This window comes from Thermonema sp. (assembly GCF_026003375.1).
GTDB lineage: Bacteria > Bacteroidota > Bacteroidia > Cytophagales > Thermonemataceae > Thermonema > Thermonema rossianum.
Map to the genome: position 1 here is coordinate 145,638 of NZ_BPHD01000001.1, position 19,654 is coordinate 165,291.

The window sequence follows — 19,654 nt, forward strand, 5'->3', positions numbered from 1 at the left end:
AAAACCAAAAGTGTTGTATTTTTAGTTAATTTGCAAAAACTTTTTTTACTTAGCACTCTTCCGGAAGCAGGATAATGCTTGTGCCGGGTTTTGCCACAAAATAACAAAGATTTATGTTTGGAAACGAGTCTCTCTTTTTCGGTGCTTTCACGGTTTTTATTTTATTGATGCTCTTGTTGGACTTGGGTGTCTTTTCGCGTAAATCGCATGAAGTGAGCTTCAAGGAAGCTGCCATCTGGAGTGCGGTGTGGGTGTCTTTTGCCGTGGGCTTTTATTTCTTTCTGCTTTACCACGGCGACATGATTCACGGCATACAAAGCATGGAAGACATCAAGCGGGTGATTGAGCAGTATGCTTCCAATACGGTGACTGTTTATGAAGGAGATTTTGAAAAAACGGTGGCGTCTTACCGCAAAAACATGGCGCTCGAATACATTACCGGCTATTTGTTGGAATATTCCCTGTCGGCAGACAATATTTTTGTGATAATCTTGATATTTAAATCCTTCCGTGTGAAAGAGCGTTATTATAAAAAGGTGCTTTTCTGGGGCATCTTGGGGGCGTTGGTCATGCGTTTCATTTTCATCTTCGTAGGGGCGGCGCTCATAGCCAAAGCGCATTGGGTGCTCTATTTGTTTGGGGCTTTCCTGTTGTTTACGGGCATCAAAATGTTCTTTAATAAGGAAGAAAAGGAAGAAATAGACCCGCAGAAGCACCCGGTCGTGCGCTTCGCTTCTAAATACTTTTCGGTATATCCGCGCTATGAGCGCGACAGGTTCTTTGTGAAGAAAGAGGGCAAGTTTTTTATCACGCCTTTGTTTTTGGTGGTGTTGATTATAGAGTTCACCGACCTGATATTTGCCGTGGACTCCATTCCTGCCATCTTTGGGGTGACCCGCGACCCTTATGTGGTTTTCTTTTCGAACATATTTGCCATTTTGGGCTTGCGTTCCATGTTTTTCTTTTTAGCCAACATCATGAACCTGTTTCACTATCTGAAATACGGTTTGGCTGTTCTGCTCTCGTTTATTGGTGCCAAATTGCTGGCAGAACCCTGGCTCGATGCCATCGGCTTTGAGCGCATCTACTCTTTTTATGCCATTTTGATTATCTTGGGAACATCCATTGCGGCTTCTTTGCTCTTCCCGCCTAAGAAAGAAGAAGCGGCCGGCACCGTTCCGGAAAAAGTAAAGGAAAAAGAATAAGGCTATGCGTATTGTGGCAGTTATTTTTGGCATCGTGGCTTTGATTGGGGCTTACCTGCTGTTTGGTAATTACAGCGTAGGCACACGCTCCGGCATTTTGGTAAAAATCAGCCACAAGGGCTATGTGTTTAAAACCTACGAAGGCGAGCTGAACCTGGGCGGGTACAATACCGACGGCAGCGTGTCGAACTACGTATCCGGCATATGGCGTTTTTCGGTAAGCCCGCATGACAAGCGCTTGGTGAAAGACCTGCAGGCACTGCAGGGTTATCCGGTGAAGCTCTATTACCGGGAAAAATATTTTCGTTTGCCTTGGCGTGGCGATACGAAGTACATGGTTTATAAGGTAGAGAAAGTAGGCGATAAGCCGCGCACCGAACGTATTTTTATGAAAAAAGAAGAGCGCGAAGCACTCGAGAAACAACGGCAGGTGCTATCCCGGCAATAATGAGGAAACTCCAATCCCCCTGCTTTTATGCAAAATAGTTTGGCAAGTATAATGAGGCGATGGTGGCAGCGGTGGGTGGTTTCGCGTTTGTTTTACTCCATGCCGGTGCAGTTGTTTTTGTTGCAGCTGCGCAGCAGGATAGCACTGGTGGCCATTTGGGGCTTTTTAACAGCTATTGTCACCCGCAGCATCGGTATGGACATAGGCTTGCCTTATTTGCTTCTGGAGCCCGAATACCTCAACAGAGTCGATTTCTTTAGCATGTTTATTGTGGGCATCGCCTTGGGCGGCTTTATCATGTCCTATCATATTGCCTGCTACATTCTCGATGGCCTGAAGTTCTCTTTCATAGCCCACAGCCGGCGCCCCTTTTTCAAGTTTACGCTCAACAACAGCCTGCTGCCTCTGGCTTTTCTGATGGTTTACACTTTCTCTTTCGTACGCTTTCAGCAGAGCAGCGCTTTTGCTTCGCAAGAGTTTATCGGCTTGCGGCTGGCCGGTTTATTGTTGGGTGTGGGGCTGATGTGTGCACTCTTCTTCCTTTATTTCTTCCTTACCAACAAGGATATTTTTAAGATATCGGAACGCTTGGGGGAGCGCCTGCGGCGCTTTCAGCTGGTGCGTATGAACTTGATGGGGCGCTACAAAGAGATTCGCAAGCAAAAAATCAGGGTAGATTATTACTGGGACGGCCGGCGCTGGCAGCCCGTGCCCGAGGGGGCGCCGGTGTCGCGCCGGGAGGTGTTGATGGTCTTTGATCAAAACCACTTCAATTCCATTGTCATTCAATCGACGGTTTTTCTTTTCATTCTTTTGCTGGGCAATTATAGCGACAGCGCTTATTTTCAAATTCCGGCGGGCGCCAGCCTTTTTTTGCTGCTCACCATCCTTACCATGTTTTTGGGGGCTTTTACTTTTTGGATACGCCGCTGGGCTACCGTGGCTTTTGTTTTGCTGCTGGTGGGAGCCGAAATGCTGGTGCGTCAGGGCGTGTTCAGCCTGCCTTTTCAGGCTTATGGGCTGAATTACAACACAGTGGCGGCACCGTATAATTTGGGGCGCCTGCGCGAAATCAACAGCGATTCGGCTTATGTGGATGATTACCGCTATACCTTGATTGCTTTGGAAAACTGGCGCAAGAAATTCCCAAAGGGAAGCAAGCCTAAGTTGGTGGTGGTATGCATGAGCGGGGGCGGCCTGCGGGCAGCACTGTGGTCTTTTCGCTGCCTGCAATATATAGACAGCACCTTGAACGGCTCATTGATGGACCATACTGTTTTGATGACCGGTGCTTCGGGGGGCATGGTGGGAGGCGCCTATTTCCGTGAGCTTTACTTGCGCCGTCTCTTGGGCGAGCCTGTCAATATTTACTCCACGGCTTATTTCAACAACCTGGCACGTGATTATCTGAATCCTATTATTTTCAACTGGTTTGTGAATGATATGTTTTTGCGCTTTCAACCTTTTGAGTATCATGGCAAGCGCTATTTTAAAGACCGTGGCTATGCCTGGGAAGAGAAGTTCAACCAAAACACGGGGGGAATTCTGGACAAGCCGCTGTGTGACTACCGTGAGCCTGAGTTGCTGGCTTTGGTGCCTATGTTTGTGCTCTCGCCGATGATTGCCAACGACGGGCGGCGCCTCTACATTTCGCCCTTGCCCATGTCTTATTTGTGTGTGCAGAGCCCTTTCGAAAAGCGTTTCCGTAACAACAAAATCAAGGGGGTGGAACTGCGGCGTCTGCTCGACAAGCAAGACGGTGAGTCTTTGCGGTTTTTAAGTGCCCTGCGCATGAATGCCACCTTCCCTTACATTGCGCCCAATGTGAAGCTCCCTACCGACCCGGTCATAGAAATCATGGATGCCGGTTTGATTGACAATTATGGCATCAGCACGGCCGTGCGCTTTTTGTATGTGTTTCGTGACTGGATAGTGAAAAACACCGGGGGCGTGCTGATTGTGGCAATCCGGGACAGCCAAAAAGACTCGCCCTTGCCCAAGCCCATCAATCCTTCACTTTTTGAGCGCTTATTTACACCCATACGCAGCATTTATGCCGACAACATGTTTACTCAAGACATATCGAACGACGACCTGCTGGAATATGCCAAAGCGTGGTATGAGCAGTATATCCCCTTCGATAAGGTAGAGTTTCAGTATGTGCCCATATCCAAAGACATGGCAGAGATAGAGCGGCGTTTAAGTGGCCAGGTGGTGAATCCGGAAAAGATTATCAAGATAGAACGGGCAGCGCTTAGCTGGCATCTGACTGCCAAAGAGAAAGAAAGCATTTGGCGCACCATCTATGAAACGCGCAACCAGGCTGCCTTGCGTTGGCTCGAGCAACGTTTGATGCCCTAAGATTGAAACAAAATTTCTCATTTCCTCCCGCCACACTTGCATATTTGTTGAGAATGTCTTTTTTTAGAAGAAGCTTTTTTATGGCAAGAAGGCAAACAATAAGCAAACAGAAACAATACCTTTTGTATGGAAGATATCAACTATTACGCAAAGATCATCGAAGATTGCATCCGTGATTTGGGGCTCGACCCTGTGCAGTTGCGCGGCGAACTGGAAGGGCAGTGGAACCTGAAGCGTGGCTCCGCCTCGGTATATGTGGACCTGTGGCGCTCTGAAAGTTCGAAACAAATTTATTTTCAATTGTTGGCACCGGTGGTAGGGGTGCCGCCCACCAATCGCGAACAGTTCTTTCATGAGTTGTTGCAAATCAACCATTCTCTTTATGGGGTTGCCTTTTCTGTAAAAGACAACTACGCCTACATCAAGATGATTCGTGAGGCGGAAGGCTTGGATAAAAGCGAAGCATTGGCGATGATAGAGCGCATCGGGTATTACGCGGACCTCTACGATGACAAGCTGCGCGAAAAGTATTTCGGCAGATAAGCGACAGTGCCACTGCTTTTGAGCATGCCCCTTGCCGTAGTTTGCGGTGAGGGGCGTTTTTTTCTTTTTCTTCTTGGTCACTTCATTCCGGCCGGTCATGTCCCACCTCACGCATTTTGTCATGTTGAGCGGAGCGAAGTGCAGCTTGTTATTTCGAACCTCACGCAGTGAGGTGAGAAGTCTCATCAAACCAAGTCACAAGAAGCGAAGAGATTTCTCGTATACGCTCGAAAGGACAGGAAGAAGGCTCGAAAGGATAAGAAGAAGAAAGGCATAAAAGAGACAACAAAGCAAAAACCTTCCCATTTGTCATCTTGCACGAGCGAAGCGAGTGAGCGATCTCAATCAAACCACAAGCAGCAAAAAGAGAGCCCCGTTTGCACTCGAAATGACAAACGGAGACATCCGAAGTGCTCAAAAGGAAACGCAAAGTGAAGGCTTGCAAAGAAGCGGCATTGCCTTTCTATTTACTTTTATTCGTGCAAGTATTGCCAAATAAGAGCGGCGGTTCGCTTCGATGCGCCGGGTTCGCCCAACAGCCGGCGCAGGGCGGCGTAATCGTCGAGCATCTGTTGACGCCTTGGCCCTTCCACAATTTGTTGCAGGTGCCGGCTGATGGTGTCGGGCTTGCATGCTTTCTGTATGAGTTCGGGCACCACCTCGCGCCCCATCACTATGTTGACCAGTGAAATATGATTGACTTTGGCCACTGCCTTGGCGATGCGGTAATTGAGCCAACCGGCTTTGTAAACCACCACTTCGGGCACACCGAACAGGGCTGTTTCCAAAGTAGCCGTGCCGGAAGTGACGATGGCTGCATGAGCATGCGACAGCAAGTCATAAGTGGCATCATACACAATGCGCACTTGGGGGGTGTTTTCGCAGGCGGCATACCACTCTTTGGGCAAATGGCTGATGCCGGCCACCACGAACTGATAAGCAGGGAACCGGCGGCTCACCGCCATCATTTCGGGCAGCAGCAGTTTGAGTTCCTGGCGCCGGCTGCCGGGCAGAAGGGCAATGATGGGACGTGTGGCGTCTAATTGGTGCCTTTCCAAAAAGTGCTCATCTTTTTGATAAGCGGCGATGGCATCCATGATAGGATTGCCCACATAATCTACTTCATAGCCGAAGCGGGCAAAGAAATCCTTTTCAAAGGGGAAAATTACAAACATGTGGTCAATCAGACGTTTAATCTTATACGCCCGCCGGGTATTCCATGCCCATACTTTGGGCGAGATGTAATAGAAGGTGCGAAAGCCGGCATGCCGGCAAAACTCGGCCACCTTCATATTGAAACCGCCATAGTCCACCAAAATGACGGCATCGGGCCGGAAGTCTTGAATTTGCTGTTTGCATTCCTTCAAGAAGCGGCGAATGGTCGCCAGGTTTTTGACCACTTCCCAGAAGCCCATGAAAGCCATGTCGTTGTAGTGCCGGAGCAGTTCGGCGCCGGCAGCCTGCATCAATTCGCCCCCCCATGCCCGTATGTGAGCCTGCGGGTCTATCAGGCGCAGTTCTTTTATCAGGTTCGAGGCATGCAGGTCGCCCGATTTTTCGCCTGCAATGATAAAATACTTCATAACAAACACATTGTGACATGCAAAGATAAGACGCAGGGGCGCCTGTGCCAAACGCATGGGCTTACAGGCGGTAAAGTGACAAGGTTTTTTCCAGCGTTTCGACAACCGCCCTTTTGAGTTTTTTGGGTTTAAGTACCTGCACGTCGGGCGACATGCTCAGCAGTTCGTATAGAAGCTCTTGATTGATAATCAGGCGGTATTCTATTTCCCAGAAGACTTCGTTTTTTTCCGTGATGCGTTGGGTGTGGTGTAGGGGGCGTGTTTCGAGGTACTTCCCCAGCAGGGGCGTGCAAGCCAGCAATACGCGCTTGGGCTTGTCTTCCGGATTACGGGTTACGCCATAACAATAACGGTAATATTCTTCCGGGTCGAACTGCAGTTTTTCGGCATCGAGGGCTTCGGCATCGAGCAGCCGCAGGCTGCCGGGCAGCACTCTGTCCAGTCCAAAAGTGGCGATGCGCCCCTTGCGTTCTTCATAGCCTACGAGGTACCACCTGTTTTTGAACGACTTGAGCAAAAGAGGATGCAGGGTGCGACGGCTGCTTTCTTCACTCTTGAATTTCATGTACTCGAATTGCACTTGCCGGTGATTTTGTATGGCGGCTGCCAGCTCGCCCAGTAGCTCACGCCCTTTCACGAACTCGGGCTCGTCGGTTTGTATGAAGCTCAGGCGGCGGTTGTCGAGCCGTGTGGGGATTTGCTTGCTGATTTGCACGGCATCGAGCACCTTGTCTATGGCTTGCGAAAAGGCATGAAAGAAGGGTTGATGCCGGAAGCCTTCCAAGAGGCCTTCTATCAGGGTGATGGACTGCAGGTCTTGTTTGGAAAGCGAAAGGGCAGCCAGGCGGTACGTGCGGTCTTCTTCATACAGCACTTTGCCGCTCTTCTTTAGCTTTTCGCCATAGAAGTAGCCCCTGCGTTCGTGGTGATACTCGATGGGGGCGCCGAATTGCTCACGCATGACGCGCAGGTCCTTTTCAAAAGAAGAGAGCGAATAGGGGCGGTCGGTGCGCTCTTCTATGGTTTGCATGATTTCCTCGCGCGAAGGATAAGGGCGCTGCCTGTTGCGCAGCATCTCATCGATGATTAAATAACGGAGCAGTTGATTTTTGTTTGCCATAGGCGATGAAGACACCAAGATTTGGCATAAGATAATAAAAAAACATCGAGCATGTGTATGCCCGATGTCAAACAAGGCGTATGTACCGGGTCCGGGGTTAGGAAATGCTGTTGCGCACCATTTGGGCATAGGCGCGCATGGCAGAGGTGAAGTCCATGCCTTCTTTGTTCATTTTGTCGAGAATCCAGCGGGCAGCAATGATGTGTGTGAGCTGCTCGCCTTCGTCTTCGCCTTCTACTTCAATATTGAGTGCTTCGCCATTCTCAAGAGCCTGTTCGGCAGCTGCCAAAGTGGCTTCGTCGTATTGCTGTACCAGTTTTTTAATTGCAGGTATTTTCATGTTTAAAGACTTTTTAGTTTTTCCAACAATGCCACAATACCTTCTTCTTTGCCGGTAGCCACGCTTTCTACCAGCTCGCCATTATGGAAGATGGCAAAAGTAGGAAGGTTGTTTACTTGAGCCGCTTTGCGTGCTTCGGGGCTCTCTTCGGCATTGATATCCAAAAATGCGATGCCTGCAAAACGTTCGTCATCGGAAAGCCGGCGATATTTGGGGGCAATTAAGCGGCAGGTGCCGCACCAGCCGGCATAAAACTTGGCAATCGCTTTGGGGTGCTGCGACAATAACTCTTGAAAGTTTTGATCATTGCTTGTAATAACTGCCATTGGTTTATCTGTTTTTGTATGGTTGTTTTTTTGTTTAAAAGCTATTTACGGGAAAAAACGGTGTTTTTTTAATGTGTAATAAACAATTGATAAAGTGACTACTTTTTGCCAATCATACCATAAAAATATGTAACTTTGCTTTTGCACGTTCAGAGCAGTTAACAAATATCAAAAAAGAATTGTTCTTATGGGACTAAAAACCTTTGTGAAGGTCAGTGTAAACAACCTGAGTGATGCCCGCTATTGTGCCGGTATGGGGGTAGATATGTTGGGCTTTTGTATGGAAGCCGAAAATCCCAACTTCGTATCGCCTGAGAAGTATTTTGAAATTATCGGATGGTTGGCAGGGGTGGAGTTTGTCGGTGAATTTCACAATTACGACTTGAAGCAAATCAATAAAGTGTTGGCTGATTATCCGGTGCATGGTCTGCAAATAGACCGGGAGGACGTGCTGGAAGAACTGCGTCAAATATCCATCAATACCGACGTGCATGGCTTGCCTGTCTTGTTTCGCCTGTACCTGCACGCCCACATGAATTTGTTTACCATAGAGCCTTTGTTGGAAAAGTACCACAAGCTGGTAAAGATGTTTGTGCTGGAGTCGGAGGTTGACCGCCTGACGGTGGCAGAGATGCAGCAGTTGAAAAAGCTGGCAGAGAAATATCCTATTTTGTTGGGGTATGGCATTACGCCGGACAACATTCAATTGTTGTTATCGGAAGTGCCGCTCAAAGGCATAGCCCTGCACGGCAGCGATGAGTTGCGTCCCGGCTTGAAAGATTTTGATGAGCTGGCAGACATACTGGAAGCCATTGAAGTGGACTAACACCATTTATTCGTCGCTCTTTACTTGCTTCTTCAGGGCTTCTATTTTTTTCTTGTAGTTTTTCAGCTCTTTGTTCAAGGGCGAATCGGGCAGCTCAAGCTCGCTGCTCTGTTTTTGGATGCGTGCCAGCATTTCTGCTTCATCGGGCAGCAGTGCGCTCAACTGTGTGCTGATGCCTTTGATAAGCAAACAAGCCCCTATGATTTGGTTTTGATAGTGAATAGGCGAAAAGAGCACCTCATGCATGCCCTCTTGGAATTGCTCCAGCGTTTTGGTGCTTTGCCCGGCCAATACCTTTTGGCATAGCCTGCGCCAGTGACCAAGCTGTTCTTGGGGCACCAAAGAAAGGAAATAGACGCCTTCGTGTATAGCCAGGCCGGCACTCAGGAAAAACTGCCGGGCTATGCGGTTGAACAAGGTGATATTGAACTCATGGTCAATGACCACGATGCCTTCTTGCACGTTGTCTATGACTGCACGCACATACGCTTCCTCTTCGCTCAGTTGCCGGTTGGCTTCGATGAGCTCGTGATGGGTTTGCTGCAACTCTTTGATATGGGCTTGCAGCTCTTCTTCTTTTTCCCGTAACTTTTGCGCCTGCTCCTCCAGCTCTTGCAGCATCTGGGCTTGCTGTATTTCCTGCTTCTTGCGTTCGCTGATGTCGCGGGCAAAGACGGCCACGCCAATGGTTACCTGTTCCTTGTTGATGATGGGGTTGAAGGCCACTTCGTAAAAGCGCTTTTCTTTTTTGACGCCCGGCAACTCGTGTTCTATGTTCAAATGACAACTGGCGTTTAGTACTTTGTCGATATAGGGACGCCAAAAGTCAACAAATTCGCGCGGCAGCTGTTTCAGCAAGGTGCTATGCGCAGAGAGTTCCACGCCATACTCTTTGCGTATGTATTCGTAAAAAGCTTTGTTGTAACTGATGAGTTTGTAACGAAAATCGACTGAAAAGATGAAATCCTGCGCGTTGTCAATCAAAGCCTGTATGTTGGCTTGCTGTTCCTGAATGTCTTCTTTGGCCAAGAGCAGTTCATTCTGCGCTGACTCCAGGTCCTTTATTTTGGCTTGAAGAGCTTTATTCTGCTCTTTCATTTCCCGCAGCAGGGCACTTACGGCCGGCCGCCGGCTGTACACGGCTATGTATTGCTTCCCCGCTGCAATTGTCAAGGGCTTAAAATACCATATCAGCTGATTGAGCTCTTCCTTGTCTTCGTTTTCACCTGTTTCGAACACATGCCCGGCACCGGCTTGCTGTAAGCCTTTCTTCCATAGAGCAAGTGCATGGTCAGGCAGGAAACACCATACCGGCTGCCCCTCGAGCTCGGTTTGTTTGCTCAGGGCTGCCCATGCCCGGAATCCTTCGTTGGCGGCTACTACCTTTTGGTTCCGGTCGAGCAGCAGGGCGGGGGTGTCGAAAAGCCGCAGGAGTGCCGGCACCAGCGGAGTAGGACTCAGTAATATTTTCCGGTAGGTGCGACGCAAAATGGCGTGGTCGAGCATGGCAGCCCCCCCAAAGGCAAAGAGCGCCAAGGCTATCAGCAGGGCAATATAGGTTTCGTTGTCATAGACAGCCCAAGCAATGCCGCCCAGAAGGCAAAGCAATACGATAATTTTTAGTAAAATACTATGAAAATGCCACCGCATGGTGATGATACCGGCATGAAACCGTTTTTTGAGTTTACTCTTCTTACAGATTCAAAATATATACCATAAATGCGTATTTTTCAAACAATGTGTATGAATTTTGTTGAAAGTGAAAAGATTGAACAGGCTACCGGGAACAAAAGCCATCTTTATCTTTACCGGATATGACAATGAAGCGAAAAATAATCTCAGGGATTTGGGGACTGCTGTGTTTGATGGTGTTGTGTCCTGCCTTTTCCCGCCAGATGGCAGAGCCGGCCGCCGCCCGTGACTCGGCTTTTTGGATAGTGCGCCGGGTGGTGTTTGAAGGCAACAAGAAAACCAAAGACGAGATTTTGCGGCGCGAACTGGCACTCCTGCCCGGCGACACTTTGCCCGTGGCACACTGGCAGGAGCTGCTTACGCGTGAGCGGAATAAACTGTTCAATACAGATTTGTTTGTGACCGTAGAAGCATGGATAGAGCCCGATTCGGCGGCGCCTGCTCAGGCTGTGGATATACATTATCGTTTCAAAGAACGCTGGTATATCTTTCCGGTCTTTATTTTTGAACTGGCCGACCGCAATTTCAATGAGTGGTTATATGACCGCAAGGCCGATTTCAGCCGCACCAACTACGGCATGCGGTATGTGCAAAAGAACTTGCGGGGGCGCAACGAGCGTTTGGAGCTGCTCTTTCAACAGGGCTTTACGCGTAAGTATGAATTCTACTATGTGTTTCCCTATATAGACCGCCATAAGCGTTATGGCATGGAGCTGCGCACACAGTTGATGCAAAACCGCGACATACCTTATACTTCGCAGGAAAACAAGTTGGTATATTGGCGCTCGACGAGCACCAACCGTGAGCGCTGGAACTCGGAAGTGCGCTTGCGCCGCCGCGAAGGTTTTTATTTGTTTCATTACCTGACCGTGCGCTACAAAAGGGAATGGGTAGCCGATTCGGTGCTGCTGCTCAATCCCGACTACTTTACCGACTCGACCAAAAACCTGCAGCAATATTGGGAGCTGCAATATGATTTGGTGAAAGACCGCCGTGATATTGCCGTGTATCCTTTGCAGGGCGAGCGTTGGGGCGTTCGCCTCACCAAACACGGCATCGGCAATTTCAGCGATGTGGATGCCTTCAGCGTAAAGGGCATTTATGAGCGCTACTGGCAGTTGAAAGGCAACTGGTTTGCGGACCTGTCGGGAAGCGTGCGTTTCTTTTGGACCAAAGACCAGCCTTATTCTCTGGCGCGCGGCTTGGGCTATGGCGAAGAGCTGCCACGGGGCTTCCAGCGCTACGTGATGGACGGACAACATTTCTTTTTGCTGAAAAGCACACTGAAGTACCGTTTCTTCGATTGGAAGACCTATTTGCGTTTCATGCCCCTCGAAGAGTTTCGCACTTTCCCGCTGGCACTTTACGGGCGCCTGTTTTTCGACCAGAGTTATGTGTCGGACAAACTCTTGTTCTACATAGACAACCGCCTGGCCAACCGCTGGCTTTATGCCTATGGGGCAGGCTTCGACTTCGTTACCTTCTACAATGTGGTGCTGCAAGCCGAAATAGCACGTAACAACCTGGGCGAAACCGGCTTCTTCTTTAATATCCGTGGTACCTTCTGAAACTTGCTACGGTCAAGTGAACTCACCGCAGAGAGCATTCATGCATGGGGGGTGTTAAGAGAATTTTGGGGGTGGTTAAGAGGATTTACCACAGAGGGCACAGAGTACACAGCCATTTCAATTCCACATTGGTGCGATTAAAAGGTTTGAAAAAGCAAACACAAGAAGAAGTCATATCACATTTCAATTCCACATTGGTGCGATTAAAAGAATTAGCAAAACTTTACAGTTCGACACGTCCAAGATTTCAATTCCACATTGGTGCGATTAAAAGGCGCGGCGTGTTCGACGTCTTCAAAACCCTCTACGAATTTCAATTCCACATTGGTGCGATTAAAAGTATTGAAAATTTAGGCTAAAGCTCCACCCCCCCAAACATTTCAATTCCACATTGGTGCGATTAAAAGAAAAAATAAGCAGTATAGAGAGCATAGACCTTGAGATTTCAATTCCACATTGGTGCGATTAAAAGCAGAAAAGCTTTAGAGAGCTCACAAAGATACTTAATTATTTCAATTCCACATTGGTGCGATTAAAAGTTGTCGATCGGCAGGTATTTTACGCCTTTGATAAAATTTCAATTCCACATTGGTGCGATTAAAAGTTTCAAACAGCTCATATCCGTCCTCGCCGTACTCGTATTTCAATTCCACATTGGTGCGATTAAAAGCTGCTTGAACGTCTTTGAGTTTGCAGCCTGCCTTATTTCAATTCCACATTGGTGCGATTAAAAGGTGCCAAAAAGGACTCAATACTTTCTTTCGTTATATTTCAATTCCACATTGGTGCGATTAAAAGCCAAAGAACGCGGTTTTTGTCCTTTTTGCTGGCACCAACATTTCAATTCCACATTGGTGCGATTAAAAGCATTCTGCAACCACGTGGCAATGCATATCCAGTCCATTTCAATTCCACATTGGTGCGATTAAAAGTGTTTTGAGCGAGCAAAAGTATTACGACGAGACGATATTTCAATTCCACATTGGTGCGATTAAAAGACACCTAAATTGCGTCAATAAATAGAGATGACCTAATTTCAATTCCACATTGGTGCGATTAAAAGCCGAACTTATGAGCTACACGTGTAAACCAGTTGGCATTTCAATTCCACATTGGTGCGATTAAAAGCGGCGCGTAGCACCTATACCTTTAAAAGCAAAGTTATTTCAATTCCACATTGGTGCGATTAAAAGGCGACACGCTGCTTGACGAGGCGATGCAGCGGTTAATATTTCAATTCCACATTGGTGCGATTAAAAGTTTCAACCTTTTTAATAGCGGTTACGGTGCAGGAATTTCAATTCCACATTGGTGCGATTAAAAGCTAAGCTGTACAAGGCGGCTGAACAAGAGCTGCGCATTTCAATTCCACATTGGTGCGATTAAAAGTCAGGATTGGCGTAGGTGTTAGCATTTCAATTCCACATTGGTGCGATTAAAAGATGTCAAAGCACGCAGCAATGTCAACATCAATTTCAATTCCACATTGGTGCGATTAAAAGCAGATGCTAGCGTATTGCCAAACCGTAAGATTTCAATTCCACATTGGTGCGATTAAAAGCATGTATGCTTTCGGTTTCATAGCACTATTGTTTTATTTCAATTCCACATTGGTGCGATTAAAAGCTTGCAGGAGTTTTACGCATCCGAACAAGCTCGGTATTTCAATTCCACATTGGTGCGATTAAAAGACAAACACGAACGACGGACGCATCTTAGTACAAGCCAAATTTCAATTCCACATTGGTGCGATTAAAAGGGAAAGCGAGTAAACAAAATTTGAAACCTTCTCTATTTATTTCAATTCCACATTGGTGCGATTAAAAGGGTAATGTGTTATTCAAGCCTTTACAGCCTGATTCCATTTCAATTCCACATTGGTGCGATTAAAAGAATGGTTGTCTATGCAACTAATGTGATATCAGAAATTTCAATTCCACATTGGTGCGATTAAAAGCAAGGCAAACGTGTATTACAACGGCGATATCCTTGAATTTCAATTCCACATTGGTGCGATTAAAAGAACCAAGCTTTTTCACCTGTTTCTCAAACGCCTTTATTTCAATTCCACATTGGTGCGATTAAAAGTTACGCGAAGTAGTAGGAGACCAAATCATTTACAATATTTCAATTCCACATTGGTGCGATTAAAAGAAGAGCAAGAAAGGGCATGCCGAAGAGCTCCGAATGCATTTCAATTCCACATTGGTGCGATTAAAAGGAATGGCTTGTTTTTGTGTGTCGTTCATAGTATATTATTTCAATTCCACATTGGTGCGATTAAAAGCGCAGCCATCAGGCAGTAATAACTTATCGTTTCGGAATTTCAATTCCACATTGGTGCGATTAAAAGGCATCTTTACAGACAGACGTAAGCAGTTTACAGACGTATTTCAATTCCACATTGGTGCGATTAAAAGTGCTTATGGAATGAAGTTAAAGGTAAAAGTACTAAAATTTCAATTCCACATTGGTGCGATTAAAAGGCTGGCACTGATTCGATATCTTGACGAAAAACTACATTTCAATTCCACATTGGTGCGATTAAAAGTTTTGTGCAATTTTTTTGCAACAGCATACAGCCAATTTCAATTCCACATTGGTGCGATTAAAAGCACATCCAACCTTCATTTTCAACCATCTTGCGAATTTCAATTCCACATTGGTGCGATTAAAAGACGTTCTGCATTACCACAGGTCACTTGCAATTTCAATTCCACATTGGTGCGATTAAAAGCAACTAATAGACATTACAACAATTACTTCGATGAATTTCAATTCCACATTGGTGCGATTAAAAGTCGATAGTTTAATACGTTGAGCCGGCATATGCAATTTCAATTCCACATTGGTGCGATTAAAAGCTGTCGCTAAAATACGTACGGTCATGTATAAGCATTTCAATTCCACATTGGTGCGATTAAAAGCTGCATCTTCTACTTGCTTCAGGTTAATTTCGAGATTTCAATTCCACATTGGTGCGATTAAAAGTGACTTTTGCAACGTATGAAGAATACTCACACATTTCAATTCCACATTGGTGCGATTAAAAGCAGTGCCTTTAAGCTGCATACGTGTCTTGCATTTCAATTCCACATTGGTGCGATTAAAAGACTTAGTCTGAATAGCTTTAAATAGTCACATTTCAATTCCACATTGGTGCGATTAAAAGTTGCCTCATTGCAATAGACCTCCGCAACATTTCAATTCCACATTGGTGCGATTAAAAGAAGCTACGACAATAACTCGGAGCATTTGCAATTTCAATTCCACATTGGTGCGATTAAAAGAAACTGTAATGAAGACGATCTGTAATCCTATACACAATTTCAATTCCACATTGGTGCGATTAAAAGCGTCGATATCTACGACCAGCAGCGTATCTTACCATTTCAATTCCACATTGGTGCGATTAAAAGCGGCTTCACGAAATTCGGGTATTCGTTGCAGACGCAATATTTCAATTCCACATTGGTGCGATTAAAAGGCTAAGCTTCGATAAGCAATCGGCAAGCGCTTCTAGGACTATTTCAATTCCACATTGGTGCGATTAAAAGCTGATTGAAGTCCTCTTCGATTCGCAACCACGATTTCAATTCCACATTGGTGCGATTAAAAGGACTATCGTGAAGACGTCCTTGAATACATATATTTCAATTCCACATTGGTGCGATTAAAAGGTTACAAGCAGCTATTATCGACAGCTCCGAGATTTCAATTCCACATTGGTGCGATTAAAAGCTCAGTTACATAGCTTCGAAGACTTTAAGACATTTCAATTCCACATTGGTGCGATTAAAAGACAGTCGGTGAGCTTCGAGCAATGCTGTGCAATTTCAATTCCACATTGGTGCGATTAAAAGCTACGGAAGCAGCTTATCGTTGCACTAGACGATTTCAATTCCACATTGGTGCGATTAAAAGCTATGTAACATCTTGAACGTTGCCTCAAACATTTCAATTCCACATTGGTGCGATTAAAAGTCGTAATATGAGCGCTTCAATAATAAGTACATTCATTTCAATTCCACATTGGTGCGATTAAAAGTGGAGCAGCTTGTACTGTCCAGACTCTTGATTTCAATTCCACATTGGTGCGATTAAAAGCTATGACGGTTCATCAAGACTTCTGATCAAATTTCAATTCCACATTGGTGCGATTAAAAGGAGCAGCTCTCTGAGCACGTTTAAGGCTAGTATTTCAATTCCACATTGGTGCGATTAAAAGACATTCGCAACAGGCGCAACATAGTACGAATTTCAATTCCACATTGGTGCGATTAAAAGAGTAAAGCAGTTATGCTTACGACAAGCGTAATTTCAATTCCACATTGGTGCGATTAAAAGTAGGTTTGACGATAATGAGCTTCGCACGATTTCAATTCCACATTGGTGCGATTAAAAGTACGCATCAACGCTTGAAGACGCTTAGATTTCAATTCCACATTGGTGCGATTAAAAGGACGTAAGCATGTAAGACACATGAAGCATTTCAATTCCACATTGGTGCGATTAAAAGTACGTTTAGAACTTATGCATAGTTAGTAATTTCAATTCCACATTGGTGCGATTAAAAGCTATGCGTCAATCTTATGTTTAAACGATTTCAATTCCACATTGGTGCGATTAAAAGTGTATAGCTTTAATAACAGTAACGCATGTATTTCAATTCCACATTGGTGCGATTAAAAGTTGTCGAATTAGGTTTGCAGACGTTTCGATAGATTTCAATTCCACATTGGTGCGATTAAAAGTTGATCTGTTAATCATTCAGCAGTTTAATTTCAATTCCACATTGGTGCGATTAAAAGTCGTTTCGTAAGCTTGCTAACGCAAGCACATTTCAATTCCACATTGGTGCGATTAAAAGATCAGCGTACGTATTTGACCGGCATATCATTTCAATTCCACATTGGTGCGATTAAAAGTTGCATTGAGCCTAAGCGCACTTGCATTTCAATTCCACATTGGTGCGATTAAAAGAGCGTACGCTAAACAGAAGCACTTAGCATTTCAATTCCACATTGGTGCGATTAAAAGCGACTGGTACTAGGACACGTGTTGCAATTTCAATTCCACATTGGTGCGATTAAAAGTACTTGACCAAGAGCCTGCTCAAAGCTTATTTCAATTCCACATTGGTGCGATTAAAAGTCAATGTGATGCACGCTTGTACTCTATTTCAATTCCACATTGGTGCGATTAAAAGTTGCACGTTTCATGACAAGAGTCGTATTTCAATTCCACATTGGTGCGATTAAAAGCTGTCGTACGCATCAACGACTTGCGCAATTATTTCAATTCCACATTGGTGCGATTAAAAGAGCTACGGTTATTTAGACGGTCTGACATTTCAATTCCACATTGGTGCGATTAAAAGCATCTACTTAAGAATCACCGCACTTATTTCAATTCCACATTGGTGCGATTAAAAGTTAGACGTTTACAAGCGGCTTGTCAATATTTCAATTCCACATTGGTGCGATTAAAAGTCGAATTACGATTTGCAGTTTGCTTGAACAGTATTTCAATTCCACATTGGTGCGATTAAAAGGTACGCTGCATATTACGCAGCAATGAATCATTTCAATTCCACATTGGTGCGATTAAAAGCACTTGCAGACAAGGAGTACGGCTATTCAATTTCAATTCCACATTGGTGCGATTAAAAGACTTGGTGCAGTCATAATCGGCTTGACAATATTTCAATTCCACATTGGTGCGATTAAAAGTCATTATAATTACGTCAACTTGCTGCTACAATATTTCAATTCCACATTGGTGCGATTAAAAGTACCTGAAGATTGTACAGGTCATTTAAGATTTCAATTCCACATTGGTGCGATTAAAAGACGAGCTTGCATTAGCACGCTTGATAATTTCAATTCCACATTGGTGCGATTAAAAGACTGTTCTACATTACGCATAACTGTATCAATTTCAATTCCACATTGGTGCGATTAAAAGCCGTGGGAAATCTAAAATAAATTGGGGAAATTGGCAAGTGGAAGGGGCTTTTTTTTCGATAAGAAAAAGAAAAAAGTCGTCGATCGGGAGTAGTGTAGTTTTGCCCGGGTTTCGACGACTTTTGTTAGTTTATTGATAATCAGTTGTTTGTGTTTTGTTTTTTCAGAAAAGTAGTCGCGAATTTGTACCTTTTTCTTGCCGGAAGGTGGTGGTTGACGATCTTTTTTTGTTGAATATATTGGTAATCAATTATTTAGTTCTATGTAGGTATCCCCGCCATCGAAGCTGTCGCCGCGCAGGGCACGCAGGCGTGCGGCTTCTTTCAGCTCAAAAGCCGGCTGTTCAAAACGGTAAAGCAGGCTGCCGTCGTTTTGTGGCACAGCTTCTCCATGCCAGTCGATGACCAGCTCTTTCATTACCTCGCGGGCTGTAGCCTGTGGCACCTTGATGCTGTTTTTGGGGTCATGGAGCAACTGTGTTTCGGGTAAAGTGTCGTTGCCGCTGCTGATATTGGTGAATATGTTTTTCATGACCAGCTTGCGCACGTTGTTGCGCAGGCGCTCTTTTTCTTTGCGCCTTACCCAGAACGAACGGAAGATGGGGACGGCAAAGAATATCACCGAGAACAGAAAAGGCACCCAGCCCAGAATGATGTCGGCGTGTGCCCAAAAGCCACTGCTTGCCGGGGCGGGCTTGTAAGCAAAGGCAAAGAAGGCGGCAAAGAGCAGATTGAACGAATTCATGGCAGTGATGCCCACATTGCGCCAGGTGCTGTTGCCGGTCATCAAATAGGGGGCTTCGTATTCGTTCCAATACCATACGATGGGGTGGTCGCCTTCTTTCGATACGCTGCGCGTGAGTTCTTCAAAGTCGCCATAGAGCACACCATTTTCAGAAATGCGGGCTTGACCGTCGTAGCGCACCAGGCATTCAGTCAAGAAATCATTGGCTTGGTCTTCATTCCAGCCGGCCAGTGCCTTTACCTCGGGTATCACCACTATTCCCTTATTTTGACGTGCAAAGGCAGCCAATTCTTTGGGGTTGTTGAGTGGGTCTTCTTTGGGGCGCGGCGGACCAAACACAAAATCATAGACCGAAGCAATGAAACTCTTCTTTTTGGTTTTGCCAATCTTGGCTGTGCGTGGTTGGTATTCTTTGTATGGAAAGCCGTAGGGGTCCTGGCGATAGACCGTGGTACTGGTCAGGGTGTTCCATATCCATATTTCTTGAAAGAGGCGGGCAATCATATAAAAGACGCCGGACAGGTCCGGACCGCGGTCTTTGTCATCGCGGTTGGCAGATGAGAGTGCCAGCAAGCCGGTAATTAACAGAACCACAAAAAAAACAAAATAAACCACCAGGGTAATGGCAATCCAAGCCTTGAAAAACACTTGAAATCCTTTCCAAAGGGCGGCTTTGATTTCGTCCCGGCGCTCCTGCCATGTTTTTTCATCGCGGCGGCGCAAGCTGTTGCCGAAGTCATAAATCAGGTCGCCCCCTTGGGTAACGCGCAGGCGGCAATGATAACGCTCCATGAGTACCTGCATGGCTTCGCGCGCATCGTCGAGGGGCAGCCCGCTTTGTGCGGCCGCATCGGTGAGGCTCAGGTGTTTGTTTTTTTCAATGACCTTCTCCAAGGTCTTTACTTTGTCTTTTAATGCTTCCATTGTTCAAC

General features: G+C 45.9%; 12 protein-coding genes and 1 CRISPR repeat array. Of the genes, 6 read left to right on the forward strand and 6 right to left on the reverse strand.

Annotation, left to right across the window (positions count from 1 at the left end; genetic code table 11):
* Positions 1-113 precede the first annotated feature (113 nt).
* The 4 genes from QVE43_RS00665 (at position 114) to QVE43_RS00680 (ending at position 4,557) form a co-directional block, all read left to right on the forward strand.
* Entirely contained in the window at positions 114-1,205 is a 1,092-nt protein-coding gene (locus QVE43_RS00665; RefSeq protein WP_288003786.1) for a TerC family protein, read from the forward strand.
* A 4-nt stretch (positions 1,206-1,209) separates the two neighbouring features.
* A complete protein-coding gene (locus tag QVE43_RS00670; RefSeq protein ID WP_288003788.1) occupies positions 1,210-1,653 on the forward strand; it encodes a hypothetical protein in 444 nt (147 codons plus the stop codon).
* 51 nt (positions 1,654-1,704) lie between these two features.
* Positions 1,705-4,014: a patatin-like phospholipase family protein gene (locus tag QVE43_RS00675; protein ID WP_288003790.1), complete on the forward strand. Its 2,310-nt coding sequence runs from the start codon at positions 1,705-1,707 to the stop codon at positions 4,012-4,014.
* Positions 4,015-4,140: 126 nt separating this feature from the next.
* Complete coding sequence (locus QVE43_RS00680; RefSeq protein WP_038030822.1) at positions 4,141-4,557, forward strand: YbjN domain-containing protein; 417 nt, start codon at positions 4,141-4,143, stop codon at positions 4,555-4,557.
* Positions 4,558-5,030: 473 nt separating this feature from the next.
* Here QVE43_RS00680 and lpxB read toward each other — a convergent pair whose 3' ends face one another.
* The 4 genes from lpxB to QVE43_RS00700 all read right to left on the reverse strand — a co-directional run bounded on the left by lpxB (position 5,031) and on the right by QVE43_RS00700 (position 7,926).
* Positions 5,031-6,140 carry a lipid-A-disaccharide synthase gene (lpxB, locus tag QVE43_RS00685; protein ID WP_288003792.1) on the reverse strand — a complete coding sequence of 370 codons (1,110 nt, stop codon included), beginning with the start codon at positions 6,138-6,140 and terminating at the stop codon, positions 5,031-5,033.
* A gap of 61 nt (positions 6,141-6,201) precedes the next feature.
* Positions 6,202-7,260 (reverse strand): YafY family protein, encoded by a 1,059-nt coding sequence (locus QVE43_RS00690; protein WP_288003794.1) that lies wholly within the window; start codon positions 7,258-7,260, stop codon positions 6,202-6,204.
* Between the two features lie 97 nt (positions 7,261-7,357).
* Positions 7,358-7,600, reverse strand: a complete 243-nt coding sequence (locus QVE43_RS00695) for a DUF6952 family protein (RefSeq protein ID WP_038030824.1) — start codon at positions 7,598-7,600, stop codon at positions 7,358-7,360.
* 2 nt (positions 7,601-7,602) lie between these two features.
* Complete coding sequence (locus QVE43_RS00700) at positions 7,603-7,926, reverse strand: thioredoxin family protein (RefSeq protein WP_038030825.1); 324 nt, start codon at positions 7,924-7,926, stop codon at positions 7,603-7,605.
* Between the two features lie 187 nt (positions 7,927-8,113).
* Here QVE43_RS00700 and QVE43_RS00705 point away from each other — a divergent pair, with 187 nt between their 5' ends.
* Entirely contained in the window at positions 8,114-8,752 is a 639-nt protein-coding gene (locus QVE43_RS00705; protein WP_038030826.1) for a hypothetical protein, read from the forward strand.
* Between the two features lie 6 nt (positions 8,753-8,758).
* On the opposite strand, the gene QVE43_RS00710 is transcribed toward QVE43_RS00705, so the two are convergent.
* Entirely contained in the window at positions 8,759-10,402 is a 1,644-nt protein-coding gene (locus QVE43_RS00710) for a PAS domain-containing protein (RefSeq protein ID WP_288003798.1), read from the reverse strand.
* Between the two features lie 170 nt (positions 10,403-10,572).
* On the opposite strand from QVE43_RS00710, the gene QVE43_RS00715 reads away from it, so the two are divergent.
* A complete protein-coding gene (locus tag QVE43_RS00715; protein ID WP_288003800.1) occupies positions 10,573-12,012 on the forward strand; it encodes a POTRA domain-containing protein in 1,440 nt (479 codons plus the stop codon).
* 114 nt (positions 12,013-12,126) lie between these two features.
* Positions 12,127-17,979: a CRISPR direct-repeat array (repeat unit 30 nt; unit sequence ATTTCAATTCCACATTGGTGCGATTAAAAG).
* A gap of 245 nt (positions 17,980-18,224) precedes the next feature.
* Here the strand turns inward: QVE43_RS00715 and QVE43_RS00720 are convergent.
* The gene (locus QVE43_RS00720; protein WP_288003802.1) at positions 18,225-19,646 is read right to left on the reverse strand and encodes a hypothetical protein; all 1,422 of its coding nucleotides are present in this window, start codon (positions 19,644-19,646) and stop codon (positions 18,225-18,227) included.
* Between the last annotated feature and the right edge of the window lie 8 nt (positions 19,647-19,654).

Coding starts and splice junctions, on each gene's coding strand:
- lpxB (WP_288003792.1), bottom strand. CDS start 6,140: ATGAAGTATTTTATCATTGCAGGCGAAAAATCGGGCGACCTGCATGCC.
- QVE43_RS00705 (WP_038030826.1), top strand. CDS start 8,114: ATGGGACTAAAAACCTTTGTGAAGGTCAGTGTAAACAACCTGAGTGAT.
- QVE43_RS00700 (WP_038030825.1), bottom strand. CDS start 7,926: ATGGCAGTTATTACAAGCAATGATCAAAACTTTCAAGAGTTATTGTCG.
- QVE43_RS00715 (WP_288003800.1), top strand. CDS start 10,573: ATGAAGCGAAAAATAATCTCAGGGATTTGGGGACTGCTGTGTTTGATG.
- QVE43_RS00670 (WP_288003788.1), top strand. CDS start 1,210: ATGCGTATTGTGGCAGTTATTTTTGGCATCGTGGCTTTGATTGGGGCT.
- QVE43_RS00690 (WP_288003794.1), bottom strand. CDS start 7,260: ATGGCAAACAAAAATCAACTGCTCCGTTATTTAATCATCGATGAGATG.
- QVE43_RS00665 (WP_288003786.1), top strand. CDS start 114: ATGTTTGGAAACGAGTCTCTCTTTTTCGGTGCTTTCACGGTTTTTATT.
- QVE43_RS00695 (WP_038030824.1), bottom strand. CDS start 7,600: ATGAAAATACCTGCAATTAAAAAACTGGTACAGCAATACGACGAAGCC.
- QVE43_RS00720 (WP_288003802.1), bottom strand. CDS start 19,646: ATGGAAGCATTAAAAGACAAAGTAAAGACCTTGGAGAAGGTCATTGAA.
- QVE43_RS00710 (WP_288003798.1), bottom strand. CDS start 10,402: ATGCGGTGGCATTTTCATAGTATTTTACTAAAAATTATCGTATTGCTT.
- QVE43_RS00675 (WP_288003790.1), top strand. CDS start 1,705: ATGAGGCGATGGTGGCAGCGGTGGGTGGTTTCGCGTTTGTTTTACTCC.
- QVE43_RS00680 (WP_038030822.1), top strand. CDS start 4,141: ATGGAAGATATCAACTATTACGCAAAGATCATCGAAGATTGCATCCGT.